The organism is Desulfurococcus mucosus DSM 2162 (assembly GCF_000186365.1).
In the GTDB taxonomy this organism is placed as follows: Archaea; Thermoproteota; Thermoprotei_A; order Sulfolobales; family Desulfurococcaceae; genus Desulfurococcus; species Desulfurococcus mucosus.
Genome location: NC_014961.1, coordinates 601,826 through 623,693, shown reverse-complemented (window position 1 = coordinate 623,693; position 21,868 = coordinate 601,826). Strand labels below are relative to the sequence as shown.

The window sequence follows — 21,868 nt, the reverse complement described above, 5'->3', positions numbered from 1 at the left end:
AACTAGCCTGCGAGAAGCAGGAAGGGCGTGTAGACAAGTATGTTCACAGCTGTGATTACAGCGCCTGTCCTCAGGAACTCTATGAAGGATATGGTTTTACCATACCTGCTTTCAAGAACCTCAAGGATTATTATGTTGGATGCTGCACCGAGAAGCGTGAGGTTACCGGCTATCGTACTACCCATGGCTAGTGTGAGCCATGGAGATGCCTCTACACCTGTATACCCCATGGACTTCATGTAGTTTATGAATAGCTTGACGAATGGGACATTGCTGAGCAGCTGGCTGAGAAGCAGTGATACCGTGATCAGCTCAATGTATTCTAAGACACGGCTGCCCGGTACCCTCGGCATGAAGAGCGAAAGCCATGATTGAATCACCCCGCTTCTCCAGATGCCATCCATCGTGATGAACATCGTTATGAAGAAGACTATGGTGCCCCAGTCCACCCTGCTAAGGGTCTTCCTCGGGTTGGATGAGAGTATGTATGCAAGCGACGCTGTAACGAAGGGTATGAAGCCCCTGTGCTCTACGAGTCTAATCCCCATTAGCTCCAGTACATCGTTAGCTACGAGCAGTATAACGGTGACTGTGAAGAAGAACCCAGCTATAAGGGCGTCTCGACGGTTCCTCAGATGCTCCTCGGGTACAGCTATGAAGCCCCTGAGCCCCCTGTTCCCCACGCCGTACATCTTCATAACTATCAGTGGGGTTAACACGAGGTTTACGAGCGTTGGGATCGAGAGGATGGTTACGAACCTTATGAAGGGGGCTGTTAAACCGGACTCTATCGCTATGAGGAGGTTCTGCGGGTTCCCCATGGGCGTCATGGTGGAGCCTATTGTAACAGAGAATGCCAGCACCAGGAATAATGGCAGGGGATCGGTGCCCGTTATCTTCGCCATACTGTACACTACGGGGGGTCCCATTAAAGCTACAGTATCGTTCACAGCGAATGCGGAGAGTAATCCCAGTACCAGTGAGGTTGCTATGAAGACCTCGCGTGTATCCCTCGCCTTGGATACTAGTTTAACGGCTATGAGGCTCAGCAACCCGCTCTCGTCAGCTAAGCCAACTAGGCTGAACATTCCTATGAGGAAGAGTATGACGTCTAGGTCTATTGAATACCCCATCTCGTTGAATGGTTCCAGCCCCGTTATAACTGTGAGGGTTGATGCCGCAGCCATTATCGCCCATACAGGTATACTCGGCTTCCTCGATCTTACTATGAGTCCTCCAATGATCCATGCCAGTATCAGCAGGGCTATTAGCTGGCCGGTGGTCAACATGCCTCACCAGCTTCATGTGGTTAGACGGGTGGCGTCTTATTAATGCTATAGTCTCTCGACACGTGTGTCAACTACGCTGTTTGAGAGGCTGACTAAGGCATAGTATCCCCGCATGAAGGGACCGGGGTGGATCACGGTTGTTTTCCCGGCTCTAACCCATCCCGAGTGCTCGTGCACGTGTCCCGTCACCCATAGAAGTGGTTGCACACTATACAGGAATTCCCTGAATGCCTCCGACCCGATGTTGACGCCGTTGACTTCATCGAAAAAGCCCTTTATTGGTTGATGAGTCACCATCACCAGCCTCCCTGGATCATGGGCCTTGGCGTTCTCGAGGAGGCGTTTAAAGTCGTTTTCACCGTACTCGATCCACGTGTTGAACGGTGAGATCCCGCCGCCTCCCACACCGTAGAACACGTAGTCTCCGTGCACAACGTGCCTGCCATGTATGTTAACTATGTCGCCAGCGGACTCTGCATCCGTGGTCAGCCTGGGGTCGTCGCAGTTGCCCGGCACGTAGAAGACCGGTGTACCGATGGATTCCCTTATCTCCCTCAGTATTTTGACGGCGGCTTCAACGGGCTTAAAGTATGTGATGTCGCCGGCGAGGAGCACGAGGTCTACTCCTCCAAGCTCTCTGACCCTGCGTGCAAGCCTCGGGAGGCTCCTCGTCCTCTCGTGGATATCGGAGAGCACGAGCACCCTGATCAAGCAGCCTACACCATTTAAACGTCTCAGAGGATATTGATTCGCGTATGGGTTTATCAATGGTTTCAGGGTGCAAGCATGGCGAAATGCAGTGTATGCGGGAGGCCAGCAGTATACGTGAACCCGGTTAACGGGAAGGCTTACTGTAGGGTTCATTTCATAGAGTACTTCGAGAAGAAGGTGAAGAAGACTATCAGGAAGTACGAGATGCTCGGGGAAAGAGAACACATAATAGTAGCGGTGAGCGGTGGGAAGGATTCAATGGCACTCCTCCATTTCCTTAGAAAGCTGTCGAGGAAAATCCCCGGCTGGCGCATAACAGCCGTACTCGTTGATGAAGGGATAAGCGGGTACAGGGAGAAAACCATTAGGAACCTTGCCAAGTACGCTGAGGAGAACGGCGTCGAATACCGTGTAGCAAGCTTCAAGGAATACATTGGTGCAACACTCGATGAGATAGTGGAGAAAGGTAGGTCGAGGGGGCTACCATACCTTCCATGCAGTTACTGCGGGGTCTTCAGAAGATACGTGCTCAACAAGGCTGCCAGGGAGCTCGGGGGCACTGTTATCGCGACAGCACATAACATGGATGACGTGGTGCAGACATTCATAATGAACCTGGCGTCGAACAGTGTTGACAAGATATATAGGCTTACACCTGTCACGGGTAATGGGGAAGGCGGGTTCATCAGGAGGGTTAAACCATTCTACATGGTTCTAGAGAAAGAGTCAGCCCTCTATGCGTTGCTGAACAACCTGGTTGAACCAGAATACGTTCAGTGCCCTTACGCCCACTACAATATAAGATTCACCATTAGGAGGATGATAAATGAGCTCGAAGACAAGTATCCAGGAGTTAAATACGGCTTAGTGAACAGCCTCCTATCGCTTACAAGGGATCGGCAGCCAAGCAGCACCAGGGGGTACATCTGCGAGATATGTGGAGAACCTTCTTCCCACCGTGTATGTAGGGCATGCCTCTACAGGTTTGAAACGGGCTTGATGAGCGATGTGGAGGCTGCCAGGGTCATCAAGCTACTTGGAGAGGACCCCGAGCTCAGGAGGCTAGTGCACCTTGGAGAAAAGCCATCCGGGTAGAGGTTCGCCGGCTACTCGTATCTCAACGCGACGGCTGGCGGTATCTTCATTGCACGGTAGGCGGGGAACACTGATCCAAGGATACCTGTGAGTATGGTCAGCGACACGGTCTCGGCCAGTAGCTCCAGGGTGATCTTCGGTGAAGCCTGAATGCTTAATGTAAAGGCTCCGCCGCTCGATATTGTTAACCCCCTTGAAGACAGTACATGTGCCCCGATGGCCCCGGTTGAGAGGCCGATAACGCATCCGATGAGGCTCATTAGCACGCCCTCCATTATTATGAGTACGAGTACCTCTCTATCCTTGAATCCAAGTGCCTTCATTACGCCTATCTCCCTTGTTCTCTCCACGACACTTGTTATCATGGTTGAAGCCGTGCCGGCCACGGCTACAGCGAAAGCTGATAATGTTGCCGCAAAAGTTATGAAGTTCACAGCGGAGACTATGCTGGAGGCTATCCTTGCAATAGCAAGGAAGGAGATAACGTCGACTTTCCCCCCGTACATCTCCTTTATCTTCTCTGATACGGCGTCAACTCTATCAGGGGACTCGGCGAGCAGCAGGATCCCGCTCCAGTCTTTCACGCCGAGCATCTTGCTAACGGTCTCCATGGACACGAAGATGGTTTGATCAGGGTTTAGGAAGGCTGCCCCGCCATACTTGCTCAGGATGCCTGAGACTGCTACACTCAGCCTCTTCACCTGTATCTTCCCGCCTGGCTGAACCTGGTACACTGTGATCGCGACTACATCCCCTAGATCGTATTCTCGCTCACCATTGTCGTTGAACGCTATCCTGTACCCTACCAGTGCCTTACCGATATCGCTTCGTGACGGCGGGTTCCCCTCCATTACGGTGAGGCTTGTCAGAGCCTTCAGTATGAACTCCGCGTCAACACCGTAGATGAACACGGTTTTCCTCTCTCCCCCGACATATATTTCACCCTGGGTGGAGTAGAATGGTGAGGCGTCGACCACGCCTTCAATGCTTCTGAGCGTGTCGAGGTCTTCCTGGGTTAGCTTGTAATCCCTGGACGGTGTAACCACTATGAGGTTCTGTCCTAGGCCCATTATGCTGTTAACTATGAAGTCACCGTAACCAGATGTAACGCTCCCTATGGTGATCAGGGCCATTGGCCCTATGGCTATGCCTATGATTGTTAGAATAGCTCTCAGCTTCTTCTCGGAGAGGGTTTTAACGCTGAGCCTGAGTATGTCGCTGGCGAGCATTTCAACCAGCCACTGCTCTATGTCTACTAACATACTTGTGAAGCATGTAGAATACGGCTGCCAGGAATACTACAACAGCCACCACTATGACTATATAGTATTCACTGAGGCCGCCGGCCTGCGGCTGTGTCACGGTTACCGTCTGCTCAATGTACTGGACTGGTATAGTGTAGCTTAAAGTGTAGAGCGTGTTGTACTCATCCCTGAACTCCAATACCACGGTGCAGTTCTCAAGGTATCTAGCGGGGTAAAGGTCTATTCTGAAGGGTGTTTGAGATGACGGGTCTACGTCCCCTATGAACGAGTACCCGCTGGATCCACCGTAGTAAGCCTTCACAAGCAGGCTTCTAGCCTGTGCAAGGCCCTTGTTGAGTACTATGCCGTTGATGCTCAGCCTCCCCCCTACATACTTGGCTGTGGTGTCAGGCGTTAACTCTAGGCTTATGAACGGCTTTACAATGGCTGAGAGGGTTGTGTTAAGCGATCTAGTGTAGCCGTATGCATCACGGTAGAACAGTGAAACCGTGAAGACGGCTGAGGAAGGGGAGGCGGAGACGCCCCCACCTATGCTCAGGGAGACCGGGTTGTAGACAACCTCATACCTCAGCCTTGCAGCAGAGTTGCCTGGCAGGCTCTCAATGTATTTCACGGCTCCCTGGGGTATCACGTTATTGGAGGCCGGTATCAGGGCCACATACACATTGTATACTGATGCATTGTACTCGTTGACTACTTCAACCTCCAACATGCTTGAGCCGTTCGTGAAGTAAATGAGGGGTGACACCGGGCGCACGGTGAGCAGCGGTGGCTGGTAGTCTAGTTGCAGCTGTAGGGTCGAGTTAACGCTGTAGACGTATCCCCAGTGATCCGTGAATGATAGAGTGAAGGGTACACTGTATACGCCGGCTGAGGCGTTCAACACATGGAGTCTAACGATGAAGACCATTAGATCACCCCTCTGCGCCCCCGTGGATCGCTGGCCCTGTGCAACCTGGAGAAGGGTTGACACATCTATCCCTTGAATAGGTAGGGAGAGCTGCTGGCTCGGTATAGTGGCAGTTGGGGTTGCAACAGCTATTCCAGTATTGCTTGATGCATCCAGGAAGCCGGGCGGCAGGTAGAGTGTGAGAACGGGGTTTGAAAGCGATGGGAATCCATTGTTCCTCACAACCACCATGTAGCTTAACCCTCTTCCCTCCTCCATGGGTGCGCTCCCAACCCATCCAGTCTTCACTACTTCCACAGTGTTGCCGGGTTCGCTGACCACGAAGGCCACTGGCTCCCTGAAGCTCCTCCTATATCCTCCCCCAGCGTATTGAACATAGTAGTCTACGTATAGGTACCCTGTGTAGGAGCCGGGGACCCCGCATAGTGCATCAACCACGTAGCTCACAGTAGTGGTCTGCAGACTGTTCAAGGGGCCTGAAACATACACTGTTCTACTGGAGCCCTCGTGAAGCACTATGCATGAGGGCGTTTCAACTGAGACCCACATGGAGTACACGGGGTATGGCTCCAAGTTGGCCAGGGTCACCGTGTATACTGCTCCCTTCTCCCCAGGGTAAACCGGGTTGCCCGCACTCCACCCTGAGGATGCCACTGTGACTCCCCCGCCGGCTCCATAGCTTGGGAGGATGAGTGTAAAGCTCATGGATTCATTTAGCTGTAGCCTGGTGTTGAACGCGTTGACTATGAACCGTGCAGTAACATTGAATGTTTTCAAGCCGGGTTGAGCCCTGGAGAGGTTTAAGTAGAATACAGCCGTGCATGTGGCACCCGGTGCGAGTGCAGCCGTGCATGTAGCGTTACCTGTGAGCGGTATGAGATCACCTGGGGCATTAAGCTCCAGGATCACATTGGACGCCTGGTAAACCCCCGTATTGGCTACTTCCACTGTTAGCCCGGCTCTCGGGTTACCGGGGTATACATATATCGGTGTCCCCTCACCCCAGTAGTAATTGACCAGCACCAGCCTAGGCTTCCACTCCTCTACGCTCCCCGTGCTCGATACTCTTAGAGCTATGGTGAACGAGAGTTCAATGTACCTGACTGAGCCGTCACTATTGGAGAGGAAACCCTTCAGTGTCATAGTGGCTGCATAGACTCCGGGGGCAGCGTCAGGGGCTACATCTATATTGTTGAACACTACCTCCGTCAGAGAGTATTGGTTTACAACTATGTTTCTCGAGAAGACCTCTCGAGGCCTGAAGACAGCTGGCAGCTCGAGGACTGCGTCAGCATCCCTTATGGTGAAGCCCTCACTATTCAACAGTGTCACAGTGAGGCCTAGACCCGTGGAGCCCGGATACGCCTCTATGCTTGTCCATGATACATTGCTCACCGCTATCCTCGCCCTGGATAGATCCTGCAGCGGTATGGCCAGTCTCGCTACATATGTAGCCGGGTACCATGACTGATCCCTGTTCACCATGCACGCTATCTCGACGCGTGCCTCAACAGTGTCAGCATTGCTAGCTATGTTTAAACCGGTGACCCGGAGCTCTACGACATCCATATATGAAACAGTGCCTTCAACCCCCTGTACAATAGTACTGGTTCCATTCCCCGCTGCAGCGTTCACCAGCTCTGTTCTCAAGTAGAGTATTCTCACAGCACCGGGCTCAAGTGATTGAAGCATGAGCCTGATGCCAGTGTTGTTTAAGCCAGGCAACGGGTATTGGGCTGTAAGCGAGTAGTCAAGGACTCTTAAATCCACTTGTGGCGGTGCGTCAACCCCGATCTGGAACGATAGCTCGGCGCTCTCCCTATATGTTACTCCATCACTTGTTGAGAGCCCTGCTGAAACCTTCAGTACAGCGGTGTAAACCCCTGGCGGGGTATACGGTTTAATCTGTATGTTGCTGAACACTATTGAGGCTGTATCACCGTAGTCAATGTTCCCCGTGTAGGAGGAGTTGACTTCCCGCGGCGTGAAGTAGTCCCCGGGGAGCTCTAATGTTAGATCCATGGATGTCACTGATGAATTCCCCTTGTTCACCAGCTTCACGTAGAGGCTCACAGGGTTCGAGCCAGCGTAGCCGTAGGGCGTGAAATACGCTTCCTCCACTTCGATTGCCAGCGGTGGATAGGGTGAAACATTAACCCAGACCTGTGTAACATAGTATTCCACTACTCCTCCAACATAATACGAGACGTTCAGGGTGAACGGGTATCCTCCAGGGTTAACGTTGCTTGCCACATCCACTGTGAAAGAGTAGCGGGCTATGTCGCCAGGGGAGATCACATGGATGTATGTGCCGTTAGGGTACATTGCACTACTGCACCCTGATCCCCTTGCCGTGAAGCCGTCGGGCAGCACTAGGCAGGCGTAGGGGGATGTCGCACTGGTTGAACCCATGTATCTGAGGTCAACGGTTAGCTGTGTTGCCTGGCTGCCAGGGTAGATGTCTCCCCCGCTCCTGGATCTATAGGAGTATCCTTCAAGGTTCCAATCACCTGTCTGGGGATTGACAGGGGTGAGCTGTATGAGGGAGCCCGCTATTAGCACTAGTAGTAGTATGCGGGTTGCAAGGATCGGTGTTTTCAAAGCAACCACCTCTACTGGTAACTCACATTGTTCTTAAAATACATTTCTCAGGGTTCGGGTCCTCGACGGATTTAATGACTCCATCCCTCAGTAACAGTATCTTCCTGGTGCAGTTAGCTATCTCGGGGTCGTGTGTAACTATTATGGTTGTCAACCCTGCATTGTTCAACTTTATGAAGGTCTCCATCACTAGTTTAGCGGATGCCCTGTCAAGGTTCCCCGTCGGCTCATCAGCTAGAATGATCTCGGGTTCACCCACTATAGCCCTTGCTATGGCCACCCTCTGCTGCTGGCCACCGCTCAACTGGTTGGGTCGTTTAGGCAGCCATGACTCGTCGCCGCCAGCCATCCTGAGTGCTTCCACTACTCTTCTAACCCGGATAGCCCTTGGTATCCCTCTTGGTATGAGGGGTAGCTCTATGTTCTCTAGGACTGTTAACCTGTTCACCAGGTTGAACTGCTGGAAGACGAAGCCTATCTTCCTGTTCCTTACATCGGCTACCTCATTGCTGCTTAACGCTGTTACATCCCTTCCCTCGATAAATATCTTGCCTGAAGTGGGCTTGTCGAGCAGTCCAAGCATGTTGAGGAGGGTGGATTTCCCGGAGCCACTTGGACCCATTATGGCTACGAGGTCCCCCCTGTTAACGGTGAGTGTGACGCCCCTCAACGCCTTTGTCTCAACGTCTCCAACCCTGTAGATCTTCCAGATGTTTTCAAGCCTTATTACCTCGCTCACGCTTACTGCGCCTCCATATGCACTGCATCGAGGTAATATTTAAAAAGATATATCAGTTTAAATATCTTTCCAGGCGAGGCGACTCCATTGCGCAGGATAAGGCATAAGGGGAAATACATAGAGCTACTGATACTTGACATGGCGCGTGAAAACGGTTTCCACGGATACTACTTGTTGAAGAAGATACGTGAGGAAACCGGACTACCCGTGAACCCCGGGTTGATCTACCCGTTGCTGAGAGGGATGGTTAGGAAAGGACTGTTGAAGGCCGAGGAGAGCTTTGAGAAGGGGAGACGCAGGGTTCTCTTCAGGATAACTGAGGAGGGGAGGAGATACCTGGATGAAAACAAGCAGGATTTAGAGGAGGCCAGGAGGTATCTTGAGAGGCTGCGGTTAGCCAGGGAAACCGGGTTGATTAGACTGTTGGCCACTCTGGGGAACCTGTTTGAGAGGTTGGATAGACTCACATCGAGCCAGCTTGACACTGTTAAGAAGCTAGTGGAAGACCTCGAGCAGAGGCTTAGAGGCATAGGTGGTGTCTCTTAAAATACTTGCTTAACCCTAGCAGCTGCATTCTCCACGGTGGTGATGCAGGCGTCATGGGGCCGGCTTCCCTGGGGACTTGTTTCCATGACTGATTGAAAAATTCCAGCTTCCTTTCCTAGTTTTCAATGAGAATGTTTAAATAAGGAATGTATTAAATATTGAGCACGGTGCATGGTGATGGAGAAGCGCAGGTATAGGGCATTGTTCATTGATGCTTCAAGCAGAAGGCACTGGGTTGAGGAGTATGATTTAAGCGAGATCTACTCGCCTATCTCACTAGGACTGAAGCTCCACATGGAGATATACAAGTCGTGGAGTAAACCAGTTTACCACCCTGACAACGTGCTCGTACTAGGGGCAGGGTTGTTCGCAGGGTCGAAGATGTATGGTACCCATAGGTTCATCGCAGTGTTCAGGAGCCCGCTTACCAGGGGGCTCCACGTCTCCGAGATGGGTGGGGCTGCATTCCAGTTCAGGGTCAACGCTGACGCGCTAGTCGTCTTAGGCAGGTCTGAGGTGCCGTTAATAGTTAAAGTATATGATAAAGGCGACGGAGAACCCGTTGTAGAGTTCCACGAGATACCGGATGACACACTGGAGGGAGTATGGAGGGGCTACAAGGGGTACAGGGGCATCTACGCGTTACAGCAGTATCTAAGCGATAGCTTCACAGGGTTCTACGAGGAGTTCAACGGGAGATCCATACTTGTTGGGCCGGCCTCCAAGTACACGAATATAGGTGCACTGGCATCTATAACCCTGAGTAAGGGGAGGATGGATCTCGGGAGCGAGGACTTCGCGGCTAGGGCTGGCGGTGGCAGCGTACTCTACAGGGCGCACGGTGTTGCAGCCATAATATATGGAGGCAGATACGATAGGAGCGTTAAAGTACCCGTGGAGCTCAACGATGTAAGGGAGCTCGACAAGCTATTCATGGAGATAACGAGGCAACCCTACACTCAATCAGTGATCAATGCAGGCGTGAAGTACAGGTATGACCCGAAGCTGAACACCGGTGGAACACTCGGCGGCAACTACCCACACCTAAAGGTTACGACGCCGGTCTTCAACTGGAACATGATCTACCTGCCTAAAGCCGTTAGGGAGAGACTCCACGAGCTGATAATGAAGCACATTTGGGAGCCCTTCAACAAGGAGGCCATTGAGTCGAGGAGCTGGAAGACATGCGGGGAGCCATGTCCCCTTGCATGCAAGAAGGTGAGGCTGGGCAAGTATAAGAGCGACTACGAGCCCTACAACGGCCTAGGCCCCTTCATAGGCGTCATGGATATACATGACGCTGAGAAAGTAGTCGAGCTCGCCGACGCCTACGGCTTCGACGCCATAGAGCTGGGGCAGATAGTGGGCTTCATATTCGAGGCCCTCTACAAGGGATTGTTGAAGCCGGAGGAGGTTGGACTACCGGGTAAACCCTTCTTCGACCCAGCAGCCTACACCATGGAACACTCCCGGGTGAACGCTGAGCTAGCTACTAGAATAGTTGAACAGCTCGCCTTCGGCACGAACCCGGTGCTCCGCTTAATAGGTGAGAAAGGGCTGAGGGCGGCCGCCAAGGTTCTCGACATATTATACCGGGAGAGAGTCGTCGAGAAGAAGACATGGTTCAGCGATATACCGGTCTACGCTGCCTTCGGTGAGGAAGGCCATATAACACCCAACTTCTACTGGACGCCAGGGCTAATAGCCCCCCTGGCTGTCCTAGGGAAATACTGGACTGTCTACAGCGGCGTCTTCATGGAGCCAGAGGACTTTGCCTCCAAGTCTGTTGAGAGGGCTATATATGAGGCACTGATATCCGACGCCGGGCTCTGCAGGTTCCACAGAGGCTGGGCTGAGAAAGCAGTACCAATACTCCTCGAGAAATTCTACGGTGTCGAGAAACCCCTTGAGAAGACACGTGAACTCTACAAGAGGATAGCAGAGTATCAGAAGCTCGCGGGTGCACTCCCAGTGTTCTGGGAGTCGGGTAAGACAGTAGACTTCATGGCTCTGGCAGCCGAGGAGTACGGTAGCCCTGAATGGGTTGCCAAGTTCAAGGCAGATAAGAAGGCGGCGGCAAGGGAGTGGTGGGAGCGCTTCTATAGGAGGGTTGAGGAGCTAGTAGGGCTTGGAGCCCGCTGAGATGGATCAGAGATACCCATTCACATATTACAACTGAAAGCTCTGTCTCTTAAGGCGGGGTTGAAGGGTTTAGGTGTGGCGTGAGGGGCTCCTAACTCCTGAGTGTTGTCTTCAGGGTTAGCCCTGAGCCCGCGGAGGCATCCCCGCCCCGTAGATGACGTGTGTAAACCCGGGGGATGCAGGGGAACCAGTGAACCCTCTGAACAGGGAAACCTTCTTAGGGCGGGGAGGAGGTCAGCGCTACTGGAGCACCCTGTATTGGTCTTTTAGGCTGGAAGCACTACTCTTCGGGATGGAGAGAGTTCAGTTATATTAACTATGCATCATAATCGATCCCATGCAAGGGGTTAGGTGATGACGGGGCTCCAGGAGTGTATTACACGGGGATTACTGAAAGCCCTGAGGGATGTGACAGGTATTGATGAATCACTCATCGAGGGATACATCAGGGATGGCAAGATAAGGGTTGCACCGACACCTGATCCGAGGATGGGTGACTACGGTGTCGCACTCCACGCGGTTTTAAAGAACTATCCCCGGGAGAAATGGGGGGAGATCGGGGAGTCTATTGCCGGGAAGCTGGTTGAGTATTCCGCGGCAGAGTGCAGGGTTAAGAGGGCTCTATTCATCAACGGCTATGTGAATGTCGAAGTCGACTACTCCTCGATCTTCAAGTCCTTCATGGAGTCGCTTCTAACCGGTAAGCTACTGGAGGATTTGAGAAGTATCGGGACTGGTAGAAGCGTTGTCGTAGAGCACACAAGTGCTAACCCTGTGCACCCTCTTCACATAGGTAGCGGTAGGAACAGCGTGATCGGCGACACGTATTCAAGGCTACTCAAATACCTCGGCTTCAACGTGTCAAGACTATTCTATGTTAACGACCTGGGACGCCAGGTCGCAGTGCTAGCATACGGTGTCAGGAAGCTTAGGTCACAGGGGGTGACGCCGAGGCCAGGGATGAAGATTGACCACTGGTACGGCGTCGTCTACGCTCTCACAAACATATTGATCGAGGAGGATAAGCTCGCCCATGAATTAGACGGTCTCTCCAGGGAGCTGGCGAGACTAGTAGAGGAGCTGGAGGAGGCTTCCAGGAGGCTGATAATGGATAAGGGTGTGACTGGGCTCGAGAGATTCCACTCGAGGATCGCGTCTATACGGGGCATGCTGAGCCTTAAACATGACACGGTGAAACTGCTGAGAGAGCTCTACAAGGAGATAAAGGGGTTGGAGACAGCTGGAGGAGACGCGGCAGCCTACCTTAGTGAATACCGTGGGAGACTCCGCGAGCTCGCCTCGAAGTATAGGGAGCTCTACAAGGAGTACACCGGGTATGTGAAAGCAAAGAGTGCTCTCTGCAGGGAGTACTGGGAGGTGTGCAGAGGGCTGGCCAGCGGGTTCAACGGGTATGAGGCAGCTGAAGATGAGATAGCCGACATCATGAGGAGGGCTGAGGGAGGCGACCCGGAGACCAGGCGCCTGCTCAGGGAGGTGTCGGGGGAGGTGTTAAAGGGCTTTCTCGAAACCCTCAGCAAGATCAACGTGTCATTCGACGGATTCGACTATGAGTCAAGTGATGAAGTGCTAGAGCTCTCGAGGAAGGTGGTTGACAGAGTCATCGAGTCAGGGTATGCTAGAGTGGTTGATGGAGCGGTTGAAGTAGACCTCAATAAAGCCGGCGAGGACCACGAGTATGTTAAGAACCTCTTCCACCCGGATCAACCGGGTAGGTTCATAATCAGGAGGAGTGATGGGACCACACTATACGTGACGAGGGACATAGCCTACACGTTGATGAAGTTTACAAGGCACAGGGCTGAAAAAGTATACAATGTGATAGCGGTGGAGCAGTCGAGGGCGCAGAAGCAGCTGAAGGCGGTTCTATACCTGCTAGGCTACAGGAGGGAAGCAGACAACCTAGTCCACTTCTCATATGAAATGGTGCATTTGAAAGGCATGAGAATGAGCGGTAGGCGCGGCATCTACTACACTGTCGACGAGCTGTTAATGGACATGGAGAACTCTATAATCGGGAAGCATCTTGAGGAAACCGGGGGCTTTAAGCGTGAGGCCACGGGGGATTACATGGAGTTAAGGAGTGTAGCCGGGATCCTCGCGGTCAACAATACGAGGGCCCTCCTCCTATCGGTTGAACCCGGCAAGGTTCTCTCATTCGACCCTGGGAGGATAGGGGTGTTCGAGCACGGGATCACGGTTACATACGGGTTGGTTAGGGCGCAGAGCATACTGAGGAGGCTCTGGGGGGTAGAGCCCCTTGATGACGCTAGCATTGTGAAGACCAGGGGTCTCGACACATTGTCATCGCTCAAGCAAGAGGAGCTGGGCTTCAACGTTGAAGAGAAGCAGTTGCTGGAGGCCCTAGTGGGCTACCCAATGGTTTTAAGAGAGGCCTACGAGTACATGAGGCCGGATAGACTACTAGAGTACGCCTCAGGGCTTTCCCTCGCGTTCAACAGGATGTATGAGAAGCACCGGGTCATCAATGAACCGGATCCAGTGAGGAAGAATATTAGGGTACTGTTAACCATAGCAGTGCTACTGGTGCTATCGGATCTAGCCGACATAATGGGGTTCCATAAGCCTAGGAGGCTGTAGGTCGACGCAGAGATGCCTATGCTCACCAAGCACATCTTCCTGCTTCCAGTGGTATGGGTGGCAATAAGCTCGGCAAGCATACTGGTACGCTTATCTGGTGTACCCGGCGAGGTATGCGCGTTCTGGAGGATGTTTTTCTCATCTCTCCTACTCCTACCCCTATGGCTACACAGGGGGAAGGGATTTAAATGGTACCATGTAGCCTCCGGCTTAGCCCTCGCCTTGCACTTCATCCTATGGATGAAGAGCCTCTTCATGGTCTCCGTTTACACTAGTACACTGCTCGTCGTGCTCTACCCGCTTTACTCACTCATCATAGATGTATTAATCCACGGGTACAGGCCCTCCATGCCCCAGGTCCTCGGGTTCACTGCCGCAGTTGCATCGCTCACAGTATACACAGGCGTGAACAACCTGGTGTATCAGCCTGGTGCGATTCTCTCACTCATGGCCGGATTACTCGTGGCCCTTTACTTCGAGATAGGGAGGTATGCGCGTGGAGCAGTGGGTGAGTCGCTTTCCGGCTACGTGTTCCCAACATATGCTTCAGCAGCCTTCTTCACACTAATGTATAATATGGTTTCCGGTGTAAGCATTTTCCCAGTTAACCCTTTATCATACCTCTACTTCGCTTTAATGGCCCTTATACCCATGATGCTCGGACACACATTGATGAATTACTTGTTGAAGCACTACCCAGCATACCTAGTAACCTCGATATCCCTTGGAGAACCATTTGGGGCTGGATTACTCGCATACTTCATACTCGGGGAGGGGATGGCTTTGCCCAGCATCCTCACCGGTGTTGCCACGGTGCTCTCCATTGTAGCAGTAATATACGGGTACGGGAATAGTGTCCCAGATTAGCTGGTGGTGTGCTTGACCAGTAGAAGGCTCTCCACGCTCATAAGCGTTGATGATGCGGTTGCACTGCTGGCAGACGTCTTCAAGAGGACGATGGAACTGGAGGTTGTCGAGGAAAGAGTTCTCAACGCGTTGGGCAGGATAGCGGCGAGTGATGTCACTGCTGGTGTTGATGTCCCGCCATTCAATAGAAGTGCTGTAGACGGCTACGCAGTCTACGCGGGCGACGTCGTCAACGCCTCAATATACAGTCCCGTCGAGCTCGCGTTGAAAGGCGTGGTTTCACCAAGCGATAAGCCGCCTAGCGAATGCCTTGAGCGGGGTGAGGCCGTGAGGGTTCACACAGGCTCCCCTATCCCGTGCGGAGCAGATGCCGTCGTCATGGATGAAGACGTTGAAGCCAGTGGTAGCAGGGTTACGGTTTTCAAGCCGGTGTCACCCGGCCAGAACGTGTCCAGGAGGGGCGAGGACTTTTCAAGCGGGGAGGTGATCGTAGCCAAGGGGACCCTGCTGGGACCCCTGCATGTAGCAGCCCTATCCAGCATAGGTGTCGACAAAGTATGGGTCTACAGGAGGATCAAGGTGGGTGTTTTAACGACGGGGAGCGAGGTGTGTGAGCCCGGTGTCGACTCAGAGTGCCCCACCATTGTATACAACTCTTCGGCGAGACTCATCGCAGCCCTCCTCCGGAGCACAGGGTTCATTGATGTAAGATACTATGGTGTGTTCCCAGATGACCCAGCCGTAATAGGGGATGCTGTGGTTGAAGCGGTTTCCGAGAACGATCTCGTGGTCACAACTGGTGGAACAGGCGTCAGCGAGGGCGACGTATTGATAGATGCCTTGGCAGGCGTAGGTAGAACTGTCTTTCGCGGTGTCAGGATGAGGCCGGGGAGGCCAACCACTCTCACATTGGTTGAAGGCAAGCCGGTGCTCAACCTCTCCGGGTACCCTGTCGCGGCATGGACCGGGTATGAGGCAATACTGATGCCTGCTTTCAAAAAATGGCTTGGGCTAGGCAACCTCGAGAGGCCCGTGGTATATGCAAGGCTTGCCCGTAGAACACCTAACACTGTTGGCTACAGGAGCTATATAAGGGTATCGCTGAGAGACGCCGGCGACATGCTTGTCGCAGAACCCTACATGCTGAGGGGGAGCGGCGTGTTGTCAAGCCTCCTCAAAAGCCAAGGCTACATAGTGATACCGGAGAACGTTGAAGGCTTCGAGAAGGGGGACCTGGTGAGGGTCCACCTCTTCTAATCCTTTAACACTGGAGCACCGGCTTGATGAGAGTACCCATAGACCCTGCAGCAGTCGTAGACTTTTTCACAGAGTGCTTCAACATCTCTGATGGTTGAGGGAGGTTTCTCTAGGAGGGGTATGCATGCGTGTGGAAACGGTATCTCACAGTAATCCCTAAGGGCCTCTAAGTACTCTGCTTGACGCACCATGCCGTTAACCACCTTATTCATGACGAGCAGCCTTGGTCTCGCATCGAGGGATTCTGCGAGAGCCCTGGTGATCTCCTTCATCTCGTAGAGGGGAAGCGGCTCCGGGTTTGCGACTATTATGAAGCTCGTCCTCTCCGGGTTCTTCAGGTTAGTGTAGAGGCCTGAATACATGTTCCTGAGCTCTATGAGCCTATTCAACACGGGGTCGCTTACCTCTTGCCTAATCCCCCTGACTCTTCCAATGGTGTATTTCAATGATAGGATCCTTGAACGCACATCTATCAGGCCGTCGAGCCATGAGGTGTAGAGCTCGGGAAGCATGAGAACGCGTATGGCTAGCCCCGTAGGAGGCATGTCTACAACGAGATAATCGTAATCGGTGAGCCCGTAGAGCCTGGAGAGCTCGCGGATTATTGCATCCTCCTCAAGTCCCGGAGTGTATCTCGCGGCCTTCAACACGCTCTCAGCGTTCAGAACCTTCAGTGATGGGGCCAGGCTCTCCAGGTTCCCTCTTAACTCCTTCAATAGCTTCCCAGTGGCCTGCTCGAGGTCGAATTGATATGCGTGGAAAGGGTTCCTCGAATGTATTCTCCCCGCCTCCGGTAGCTCAAGATATTTCAATAGGTGTTTAGCTGGGTCGAAGCTGGCTAGCAGGGTTCTCCCAATCCTCGAGAGCTCCAGGGCCAGTGCTATCGCAGTGGTTGTCTTCCCGACCCCTCCTTTCCCCAGCGCTATGAAGGTATGTGGCTTCCCCAGGATCCCCAGGTACTCTGTGAACACTACCATTCACCCCCCATGGCTGAGAAGAGGTCGCCTATGACATCGTTGCCCCTATACGCCCTATCCTCGAAGAATGCTATTTCATCACGGAGCAATGGGAGGATGTCAACCGCTATCGCAGGGGGCACCGGGATCAATCCTGCTAGGGAGCCCATCACCATGATAAGGAACACCGACTCCAGCTCAGCGTACTCGAGCTCCAGCGATCCCACAGCGTTCTCGATCATTGAAGCCTTAACTCCAAGTATGAACTGCTTTAACCCCTCTAGGAGCCTACTAAGTGGCCTGAGTATAGTGTTCACCCCCTATGAGGGAAGGGGAAAAAGCATTGGGCTTAAGTCTTCTTCATTAATCCACGTATGAAGAATACCATCAATAATATGTCTAATGCCAGGGATATCGCGACTATTCCTCCCAGTGCCGTAACATATAGTGGTGGCAGCGAGGGGACGACATAGTATAGCCAGAGAGCTAGCGCTAGGGTGACGGTGAGCCAGAGGAAGCCTGCTGGTATCAGTATCAGCCATGCTATTCCTCCACGCACCTTCTGCTCGTGCCAGGCCCAGAGTGCGACGGAGAGCAATGCTATTGCCGCTAGAAGCTGGTTTGTGCCAGCGAACGCTGGCCATACAACCTGGTATGCATATATGTATTTACCGGGGTTCAAGGGATCCGATATTTGTGGGATAGCCAGCATGTAGCCGGCCAGTACCGGTATAAGCGAGGCGAGCCATCTGTTGGTTAACACCTTGTGGAGTGATGGACTCTTCGGTTTAACCCAATCGAAGAACTCGACCCATGCGAATCTAGCCAGCCTATTAGCTGTGTCAAGAGTTGTGACCACGAATGCTGTGAGTGCCGTGGCCGCGAAGACCTTGAAAACCTTGTAGACGCTTGCAAAGTCTGCTCCAAGCTTGCTCCACGCCAGGGCCTGGGTGAGACCATAGGCTGTCACGAACCTGGGCTGTGCACCTAGTTTAAGGAGCGTGGGTGTACTAGTGGTGTTTATGCCGAGCTTCAACAGGGTGTCAGCTGGTATCCCAGCGGTCTGCTGGAATGCGGTGAGATCGAAGACTATTGCGGCAGGTAGGAGTACGGCGAGCGATGAGACAGCGCCCTCTGTAAGCATACCTCCATACCCTACAAGGAGCGCGTCCAGCTCGTTTGCAAGCTGCTTCGAGGATGTGCCGGAGGCTACAACCGAGTGGAAGCCTGAGAGAGCGCCGCACGCTATCGTGAGCGGCACGAACGGCCAGAACCAGGCGAAATTAGACTTCGCGGCATCTCCAATAGCGCCGACGACGCTGCCTGGAGCCGCCCAGTTTATGTAGAGGAACTTGGTGTTTAAGGGGGTTCCGGCAACCATCAACCCTCCTAGTACAGCTGTCCCCACGAATGCCCACAGCATGTAGGCGTTCAAGTAATCCCTTGGCTGCAGGAGGTACCATACTGGTAGTGCAGCGGCTAGGAAGGAGTATATGGTTAGCACTGCAACCCAACTACCGTAGTCTGCTATCAGCGGGTGGTTCAGCGAGTAAATGAATCCTATTAACTCGAGGATCAAGGCCACTGCCGTAGCCTTCCATACGCTTAGCCCGAACCTGTATACTAATATGCCGAAGAACAGTGCGAGAGGCATGAAGATCCACGTCATCGTGGAGGCCTCAGGCGTACCTATGTAGGTGTTGGATGCCACGCTGAGGAAGGCGGCGAGCACTAGGATTAACGCGAACCACACATATGCTAGGAATATGTACTTAGCCTTCCTACCCATGGTCTTCTCGCTTATGGACATCACGGATAAGCCTCCATGCCTCACGCTCGCCATTAACGAGAGGTAGTCGTGTACAGCCCCTATGAATATGTTGCCGAACAACACCCATACTAATGGAAGGCCCCATCCCCATGCTAGTGCTGTGGCAGGACCTATTATCGGGCCTGCGCCTGCGATGGATGCGAAGTGATGGCCGAACAACACCCATTTATTGGCGGGTGCATAGTCTACTCCATCGAACTTTTCGACGGCAGGGGTTAGGCGTCTTCCATCGGCACGGACAACCCTGGCCTCCAACACTTTCTTACCGTAAAGATAGTATGAGACCCCGTATACGGCTACAACTATGAGTATTACCTCTAACGCGATGACATCCATCAGGCGCCACCCCTCCCAGCTTTCTCAAGAGCCGACTTCTCTATTTTCGCCTCAACAAACCTCCTTAACGCTGACGGTACCTCGCCGAACCACAGCCATGGACCAAGCAGGAGAGGGTATAAGGAGTTTATGAATATTGCTGAATTCACCCCATCTATTTTCCCATACATTGCTCCTGCTGCAAGTCCCCAGAAGAACATTATCACTCCAATAATGGTTATTACTGCACCTAGTGCTTCAGACGACCTCATAATACTCAACCCTGCTCAAAGTATCAAGGCGCTAGTTTATAAGTTTTTATGAATGCTTGATACATGTGGGTACAGGTAGATACTATTGTTACACTTATGGAGCCCAAGGCGTACCTAGTGTCATAGCCGGGATCACGTTCCCATAACTGTGGAGCCGGTTTAGATCTAAGGTTATTTAGCCCCGGGACGCATTGTTCACGATGGTGGTTGCATGGAGTTCGCTGATGTGCTTGCATTGCTCGCTTTATCCATTCTAGCGGCAGCCATGGTTGTGTGGTACTACTACTGGAGGAGAAGAATGCTGTGGTTGATGCGTGAGATAGTCGCCGCCCTGGAGGAGGGGTTTAAGCCTGTTGACAAGAACTACGTGATACTCGGGTATCTCGTGGGGTTTAAAGCCGAGTACAAGCTGGACTCCAGTGGTGGGAGAAGGGCTTACTCAATGCTGTTGATGATGCCGAGGCACAGCCTACTCTACTACCCGGTGGCCAGGTTTCTCACGGCCAGAATAGATAGGCTTGACATACTGGTCAAGGATGCCAGGGTTAAGCCTAGGAGGTGCCACCTAGTGTTAGAGGGGTGGCTTAAGCTATTGAAGCGGGATCACATCAGTGTTGAAGGATTACGGAACACGGTTGTGGAGTATCAGGGGAGGAGCTACCACGTGTACTATGAACGTGAAGAAGACAGGGATATACTCGTCAATACACTGATGAATAGCGGGGGGAAATACATCAGGATATCATGTATTCCCGAGGAGAACGCTGTACTAGCCACGATGAGGGCTGAGCCAGATGCAGCCGTGGAGGCTGCCAGGGATTTACCCCGGATCCTGAGGCTTCTCGGCGGCAGGCTTCAGGAGCATGCTTAACGTGTGAGTGCAGCGGTCCTCCTGTATAGCTTCACGAGGAGTGAGAGCAGTGGGCCTATAACAGGGGTTCTCCTGGATAGCGTGTCGAGCAGGCTTAGCTCTGCCTCATCTATCGCCTTGAGGAGCCCGGCGGCAGCGGTGAACAGTACTGTATATATTACGAAGCCCACTACTGCCTGTGCTAGATACATGGGTATGCGGAGGGTTGCAAGCCTTGCCAGCTGTGAGAGAGTTAGGGATAACACTAGTATCACGGCGGCCCCGCTTTTATTGAGTCTCACACGGTACCTTGAGTACCCATAGTATGCTAGCACAGTTGAGGAGATCAAGGGGTAGAGCCCCTGCGCTATCGCTACTCCCTTTAAACCCATCACGGTGGATAGCGGCAGGGAGGTTGCGAGCCCGGTCGCCATTAAGAGGAGCCCGTATACTGCGAGAGGCTTCCTGTCGTTGAGAACCCAGTAGAGGCTCCCATACACCGCCTGCAGGGGCCATGCGAGCAGGCTTATAGACATATAGCTGAAGAACAAGGGTGCTAGAGCATAGCTCCTGCCGTACACCGAGTAGATTATTGCGTCGGCGAATGAGACGAGGTACATGGCGACAGGTATCGTGAGAGCTGTAAGCACATTGATCATCAGGGTGCTTGCTTCACCAGCCTGGTTATCGTTGAGCTTCTTCGCTAGGAGAGGCGTTAATGGAACAGTAAGGGAGCCCAGTATTGATGCAACTGCACCAAGGAACGCGTTCGCGGCATTGTAGTTCCCCACCATGAAGTCACCCTGCTCCCCCATGCTGCTCGTCGAATACGCCACTAGGAAGCCCACTATCCTTCCAACCACTGCGCCGGCGAGCCCGATCATATATATTGATAGGGCAAGCGACAGGAATCCCTTTAAGTCGAAGCCCCCTTTGCATGGTTCAAAACCCCTTAGCTCCCTGAGCGAGACAGCTAGGCCTGTCACAGCCATCACGACATATGTTGCTACATGCGCCGCTATAACTCCGTGAACCGATGAGCCAAGCATGAGTGCAAGGGAGACCAGGATTAGTCTCAGAGCCGGTGCAAGCAGCTGAAGGATGCTTCTCAAGGCGGCTTTCTCGACGCCAGCGTAGTATGTGAGCACAGCACCATAGATGGTTGTTGCAAGCGGGTATGGTGCAGTTGCCAGGATGAGCTCGCCTAAACCCTCCCTCTGCGCTAACCATGCCCCGAGCTCTTCCGGGAGCAACACTATTGCGACGAGTAGCATGGCGTTGACAAGTGACAGTATGAGGAGTGAAACCCTGTAGGACTCTGCGACACCGCATTCATCCCCCTTAGCCTTCGCGACGGAAATATATCTAAGCATCGATGATGTAACACCCGGGTCGGAGAAAATGGACAGTATTGTTGAAGGGAGGAGTGCAAGCGTGTAGACCCCGTAGTTTGAGGGACCCAGACTCCTCGAGACGATCATCATGGTTGCAACCTGGAGGATTATCTGGGTGATCGTTGACGCACCATATAAGACCGCCTGCGTCGCTGTGCCAGCGAACTCGCTGTCCCCGCTGCTCAAGAAGGTCACCTTGACCTGGAATC

The 21,868-nt window shown here is 52.9% G+C and carries 17 protein-coding genes; 7 read left to right on the top strand and 10 right to left on the bottom strand.

The annotated features are described in order from the left end of the window. Positions 1-2: 2 nt before the first annotated feature. The gene (locus DESMU_RS03170; RefSeq protein ID WP_048078513.1) at positions 3-1,289 is read right to left on the bottom strand and encodes an ArsB/NhaD family transporter; all 1,287 of its coding nucleotides are present in this window, start codon (positions 1,287-1,289) and stop codon (positions 3-5) included. A 45-nt stretch (positions 1,290-1,334) separates the two neighbouring features. Beyond that, positions 1,335-1,991 carry a metallophosphoesterase gene (locus DESMU_RS03165; protein WP_245526513.1) on the bottom strand — a complete coding sequence of 219 codons (657 nt, stop codon included), beginning with the start codon at positions 1,989-1,991 and terminating at the stop codon, positions 1,335-1,337. A gap of 84 nt (positions 1,992-2,075) precedes the next feature. On the opposite strand from DESMU_RS03165, the gene DESMU_RS03160 reads away from it, so the two are divergent. Further along, positions 2,076-3,095, top strand: a complete 1,020-nt coding sequence (locus DESMU_RS03160; protein WP_013562151.1) for a TIGR00269 family protein — start codon at positions 2,076-2,078, stop codon at positions 3,093-3,095. Positions 3,096-3,106: 11 nt separating this feature from the next. Here DESMU_RS03160 and DESMU_RS03155 read toward each other — a convergent pair whose 3' ends face one another. Genes DESMU_RS03155 through DESMU_RS03145 form a run of 3 tightly spaced genes read right to left on the bottom strand, consistent with a single transcriptional unit; the run spans position 3,107 to position 8,610 of the window. Beyond that, complete coding sequence (locus DESMU_RS03155) at positions 3,107-4,324, bottom strand: ABC transporter permease (RefSeq protein WP_013562150.1); 1,218 nt, start codon at positions 4,322-4,324, stop codon at positions 3,107-3,109. A 1-nt stretch (position 4,325) separates the two neighbouring features. After that, positions 4,326-7,880 carry a COG1361 family protein gene (locus tag DESMU_RS03150; protein ID WP_425358434.1) on the bottom strand — a complete coding sequence of 1,185 codons (3,555 nt, stop codon included), beginning with the start codon at positions 7,878-7,880 and terminating at the stop codon, positions 4,326-4,328. Positions 7,881-7,893: 13 nt separating this feature from the next. After that, positions 7,894-8,610 (bottom strand): ABC transporter ATP-binding protein, encoded by a 717-nt coding sequence (locus DESMU_RS03145; RefSeq protein ID WP_013562148.1) that lies wholly within the window; start codon positions 8,608-8,610, stop codon positions 7,894-7,896. 87 nt (positions 8,611-8,697) lie between these two features. Here DESMU_RS03145 and DESMU_RS03140 point away from each other — a divergent pair, with 87 nt between their 5' ends. The 5 genes from DESMU_RS03140 to DESMU_RS03120 all read left to right on the top strand — a co-directional run bounded on the left by DESMU_RS03140 (position 8,698) and on the right by DESMU_RS03120 (position 16,041). Then, a complete protein-coding gene (locus DESMU_RS03140) occupies positions 8,698-9,156 on the top strand; it encodes a PadR family transcriptional regulator (RefSeq protein WP_013562147.1) in 459 nt (152 codons plus the stop codon). A 177-nt stretch (positions 9,157-9,333) separates the two neighbouring features. Continuing rightward, a complete protein-coding gene (locus DESMU_RS03135) occupies positions 9,334-11,298 on the top strand; it encodes an aldehyde ferredoxin oxidoreductase N-terminal domain-containing protein (RefSeq protein WP_013562146.1) in 1,965 nt (654 codons plus the stop codon). 354 nt (positions 11,299-11,652) lie between these two features. Then, entirely contained in the window at positions 11,653-13,917 is a 2,265-nt protein-coding gene (gene argS, locus DESMU_RS03130; RefSeq protein ID WP_013562145.1) for an arginine--tRNA ligase domain-containing protein, read from the top strand. Between the two features lie 12 nt (positions 13,918-13,929). After that, positions 13,930-14,784: a DMT family transporter gene (locus tag DESMU_RS03125; RefSeq protein ID WP_013562144.1), complete on the top strand. Its 855-nt coding sequence runs from the start codon at positions 13,930-13,932 to the stop codon at positions 14,782-14,784. Between the two features lie 12 nt (positions 14,785-14,796). After that, entirely contained in the window at positions 14,797-16,041 is a 1,245-nt protein-coding gene (locus tag DESMU_RS03120; RefSeq protein WP_013562143.1) for a molybdopterin molybdotransferase MoeA, read from the top strand. On the opposite strand, the gene DESMU_RS03115 is transcribed toward DESMU_RS03120, so the two are convergent. Genes DESMU_RS03115 through DESMU_RS03100 form a run of 4 tightly spaced genes read right to left on the bottom strand, consistent with a single transcriptional unit; the run spans position 16,038 to position 19,415 of the window. Next, positions 16,038-17,018: an ArsA family ATPase gene (locus tag DESMU_RS03115; protein WP_245526487.1), complete on the bottom strand. Its 981-nt coding sequence runs from the start codon at positions 17,016-17,018 to the stop codon at positions 16,038-16,040. The genes DESMU_RS03120 and DESMU_RS03115 overlap by 4 nt on opposite strands. Then, positions 17,012-17,314 carry a DUF7990 family protein gene (locus DESMU_RS03110; protein WP_013562141.1) on the bottom strand — a complete coding sequence of 101 codons (303 nt, stop codon included), beginning with the start codon at positions 17,312-17,314 and terminating at the stop codon, positions 17,012-17,014. The genes DESMU_RS03115 and DESMU_RS03110 overlap by 7 nt, the downstream gene beginning before the upstream one ends. A gap of 32 nt (positions 17,315-17,346) precedes the next feature. Further along, the gene (locus tag DESMU_RS03105; protein ID WP_013562140.1) at positions 17,347-19,164 is read right to left on the bottom strand and encodes a carbon starvation CstA family protein; all 1,818 of its coding nucleotides are present in this window, start codon (positions 19,162-19,164) and stop codon (positions 17,347-17,349) included. Then, positions 19,164-19,415 (bottom strand): hypothetical protein, encoded by a 252-nt coding sequence (locus DESMU_RS03100; protein ID WP_013562139.1) that lies wholly within the window; start codon positions 19,413-19,415, stop codon positions 19,164-19,166. Before DESMU_RS03100 ends, DESMU_RS03105 begins: the two co-directional genes overlap by 1 nt. A gap of 211 nt (positions 19,416-19,626) precedes the next feature. Between DESMU_RS03100 and DESMU_RS03095 the strand changes: the two genes are divergently transcribed. Continuing rightward, on the top strand, positions 19,627-20,286 hold the full coding sequence (locus tag DESMU_RS03095) for a hypothetical protein (protein WP_013562138.1): 660 nt from the start codon (positions 19,627-19,629) through the stop codon (positions 20,284-20,286). Here the strand turns inward: DESMU_RS03095 and DESMU_RS03090 are convergent. Further along, complete coding sequence (locus tag DESMU_RS03090; RefSeq protein ID WP_425358433.1) at positions 20,283-21,854, bottom strand: lipopolysaccharide biosynthesis protein; 1,572 nt, start codon at positions 21,852-21,854, stop codon at positions 20,283-20,285. The genes DESMU_RS03095 and DESMU_RS03090 overlap by 4 nt on opposite strands. Between the last annotated feature and the right edge of the window lie 14 nt (positions 21,855-21,868).

What these genes read in the sequence shown, in the direction of transcription:
- DESMU_RS03170 (WP_048078513.1), bottom strand. Translation starts at nt 1,289, where the DNA reads ATGTTGACCACCGGCCAGCTAATAGCCCTGCTGATACTGGCATGGATC.
- DESMU_RS03160 (WP_013562151.1), top strand. Translation starts at nt 2,076, where the DNA reads ATGGCGAAATGCAGTGTATGCGGGAGGCCAGCAGTATACGTGAACCCG.
- DESMU_RS03155 (WP_013562150.1), bottom strand. Translation starts at nt 4,324, where the DNA reads ATGCTCGCCAGCGACATACTCAGGCTCAGCGTTAAAACCCTCTCCGAG.
- DESMU_RS03135 (WP_013562146.1), top strand. Translation starts at nt 9,334, where the DNA reads ATGGAGAAGCGCAGGTATAGGGCATTGTTCATTGATGCTTCAAGCAGA.
- argS (WP_013562145.1), top strand. Translation starts at nt 11,653, where the DNA reads ATGACGGGGCTCCAGGAGTGTATTACACGGGGATTACTGAAAGCCCTG.
- DESMU_RS03125 (WP_013562144.1), top strand. Translation starts at nt 13,930, where the DNA reads ATGCCTATGCTCACCAAGCACATCTTCCTGCTTCCAGTGGTATGGGTG.
- DESMU_RS03115 (WP_245526487.1), bottom strand. Translation starts at nt 17,018, where the DNA reads ATGGTAGTGTTCACAGAGTACCTGGGGATCCTGGGGAAGCCACATACC.
- DESMU_RS03105 (WP_013562140.1), bottom strand. Translation starts at nt 19,164, where the DNA reads ATGGATGTCATCGCGTTAGAGGTAATACTCATAGTTGTAGCCGTATAC.
- DESMU_RS03100 (WP_013562139.1), bottom strand. Translation starts at nt 19,415, where the DNA reads ATGAGGTCGTCTGAAGCACTAGGTGCAGTAATAACCATTATTGGAGTG.
- DESMU_RS03095 (WP_013562138.1), top strand. Translation starts at nt 19,627, where the DNA reads ATGGAGTTCGCTGATGTGCTTGCATTGCTCGCTTTATCCATTCTAGCG.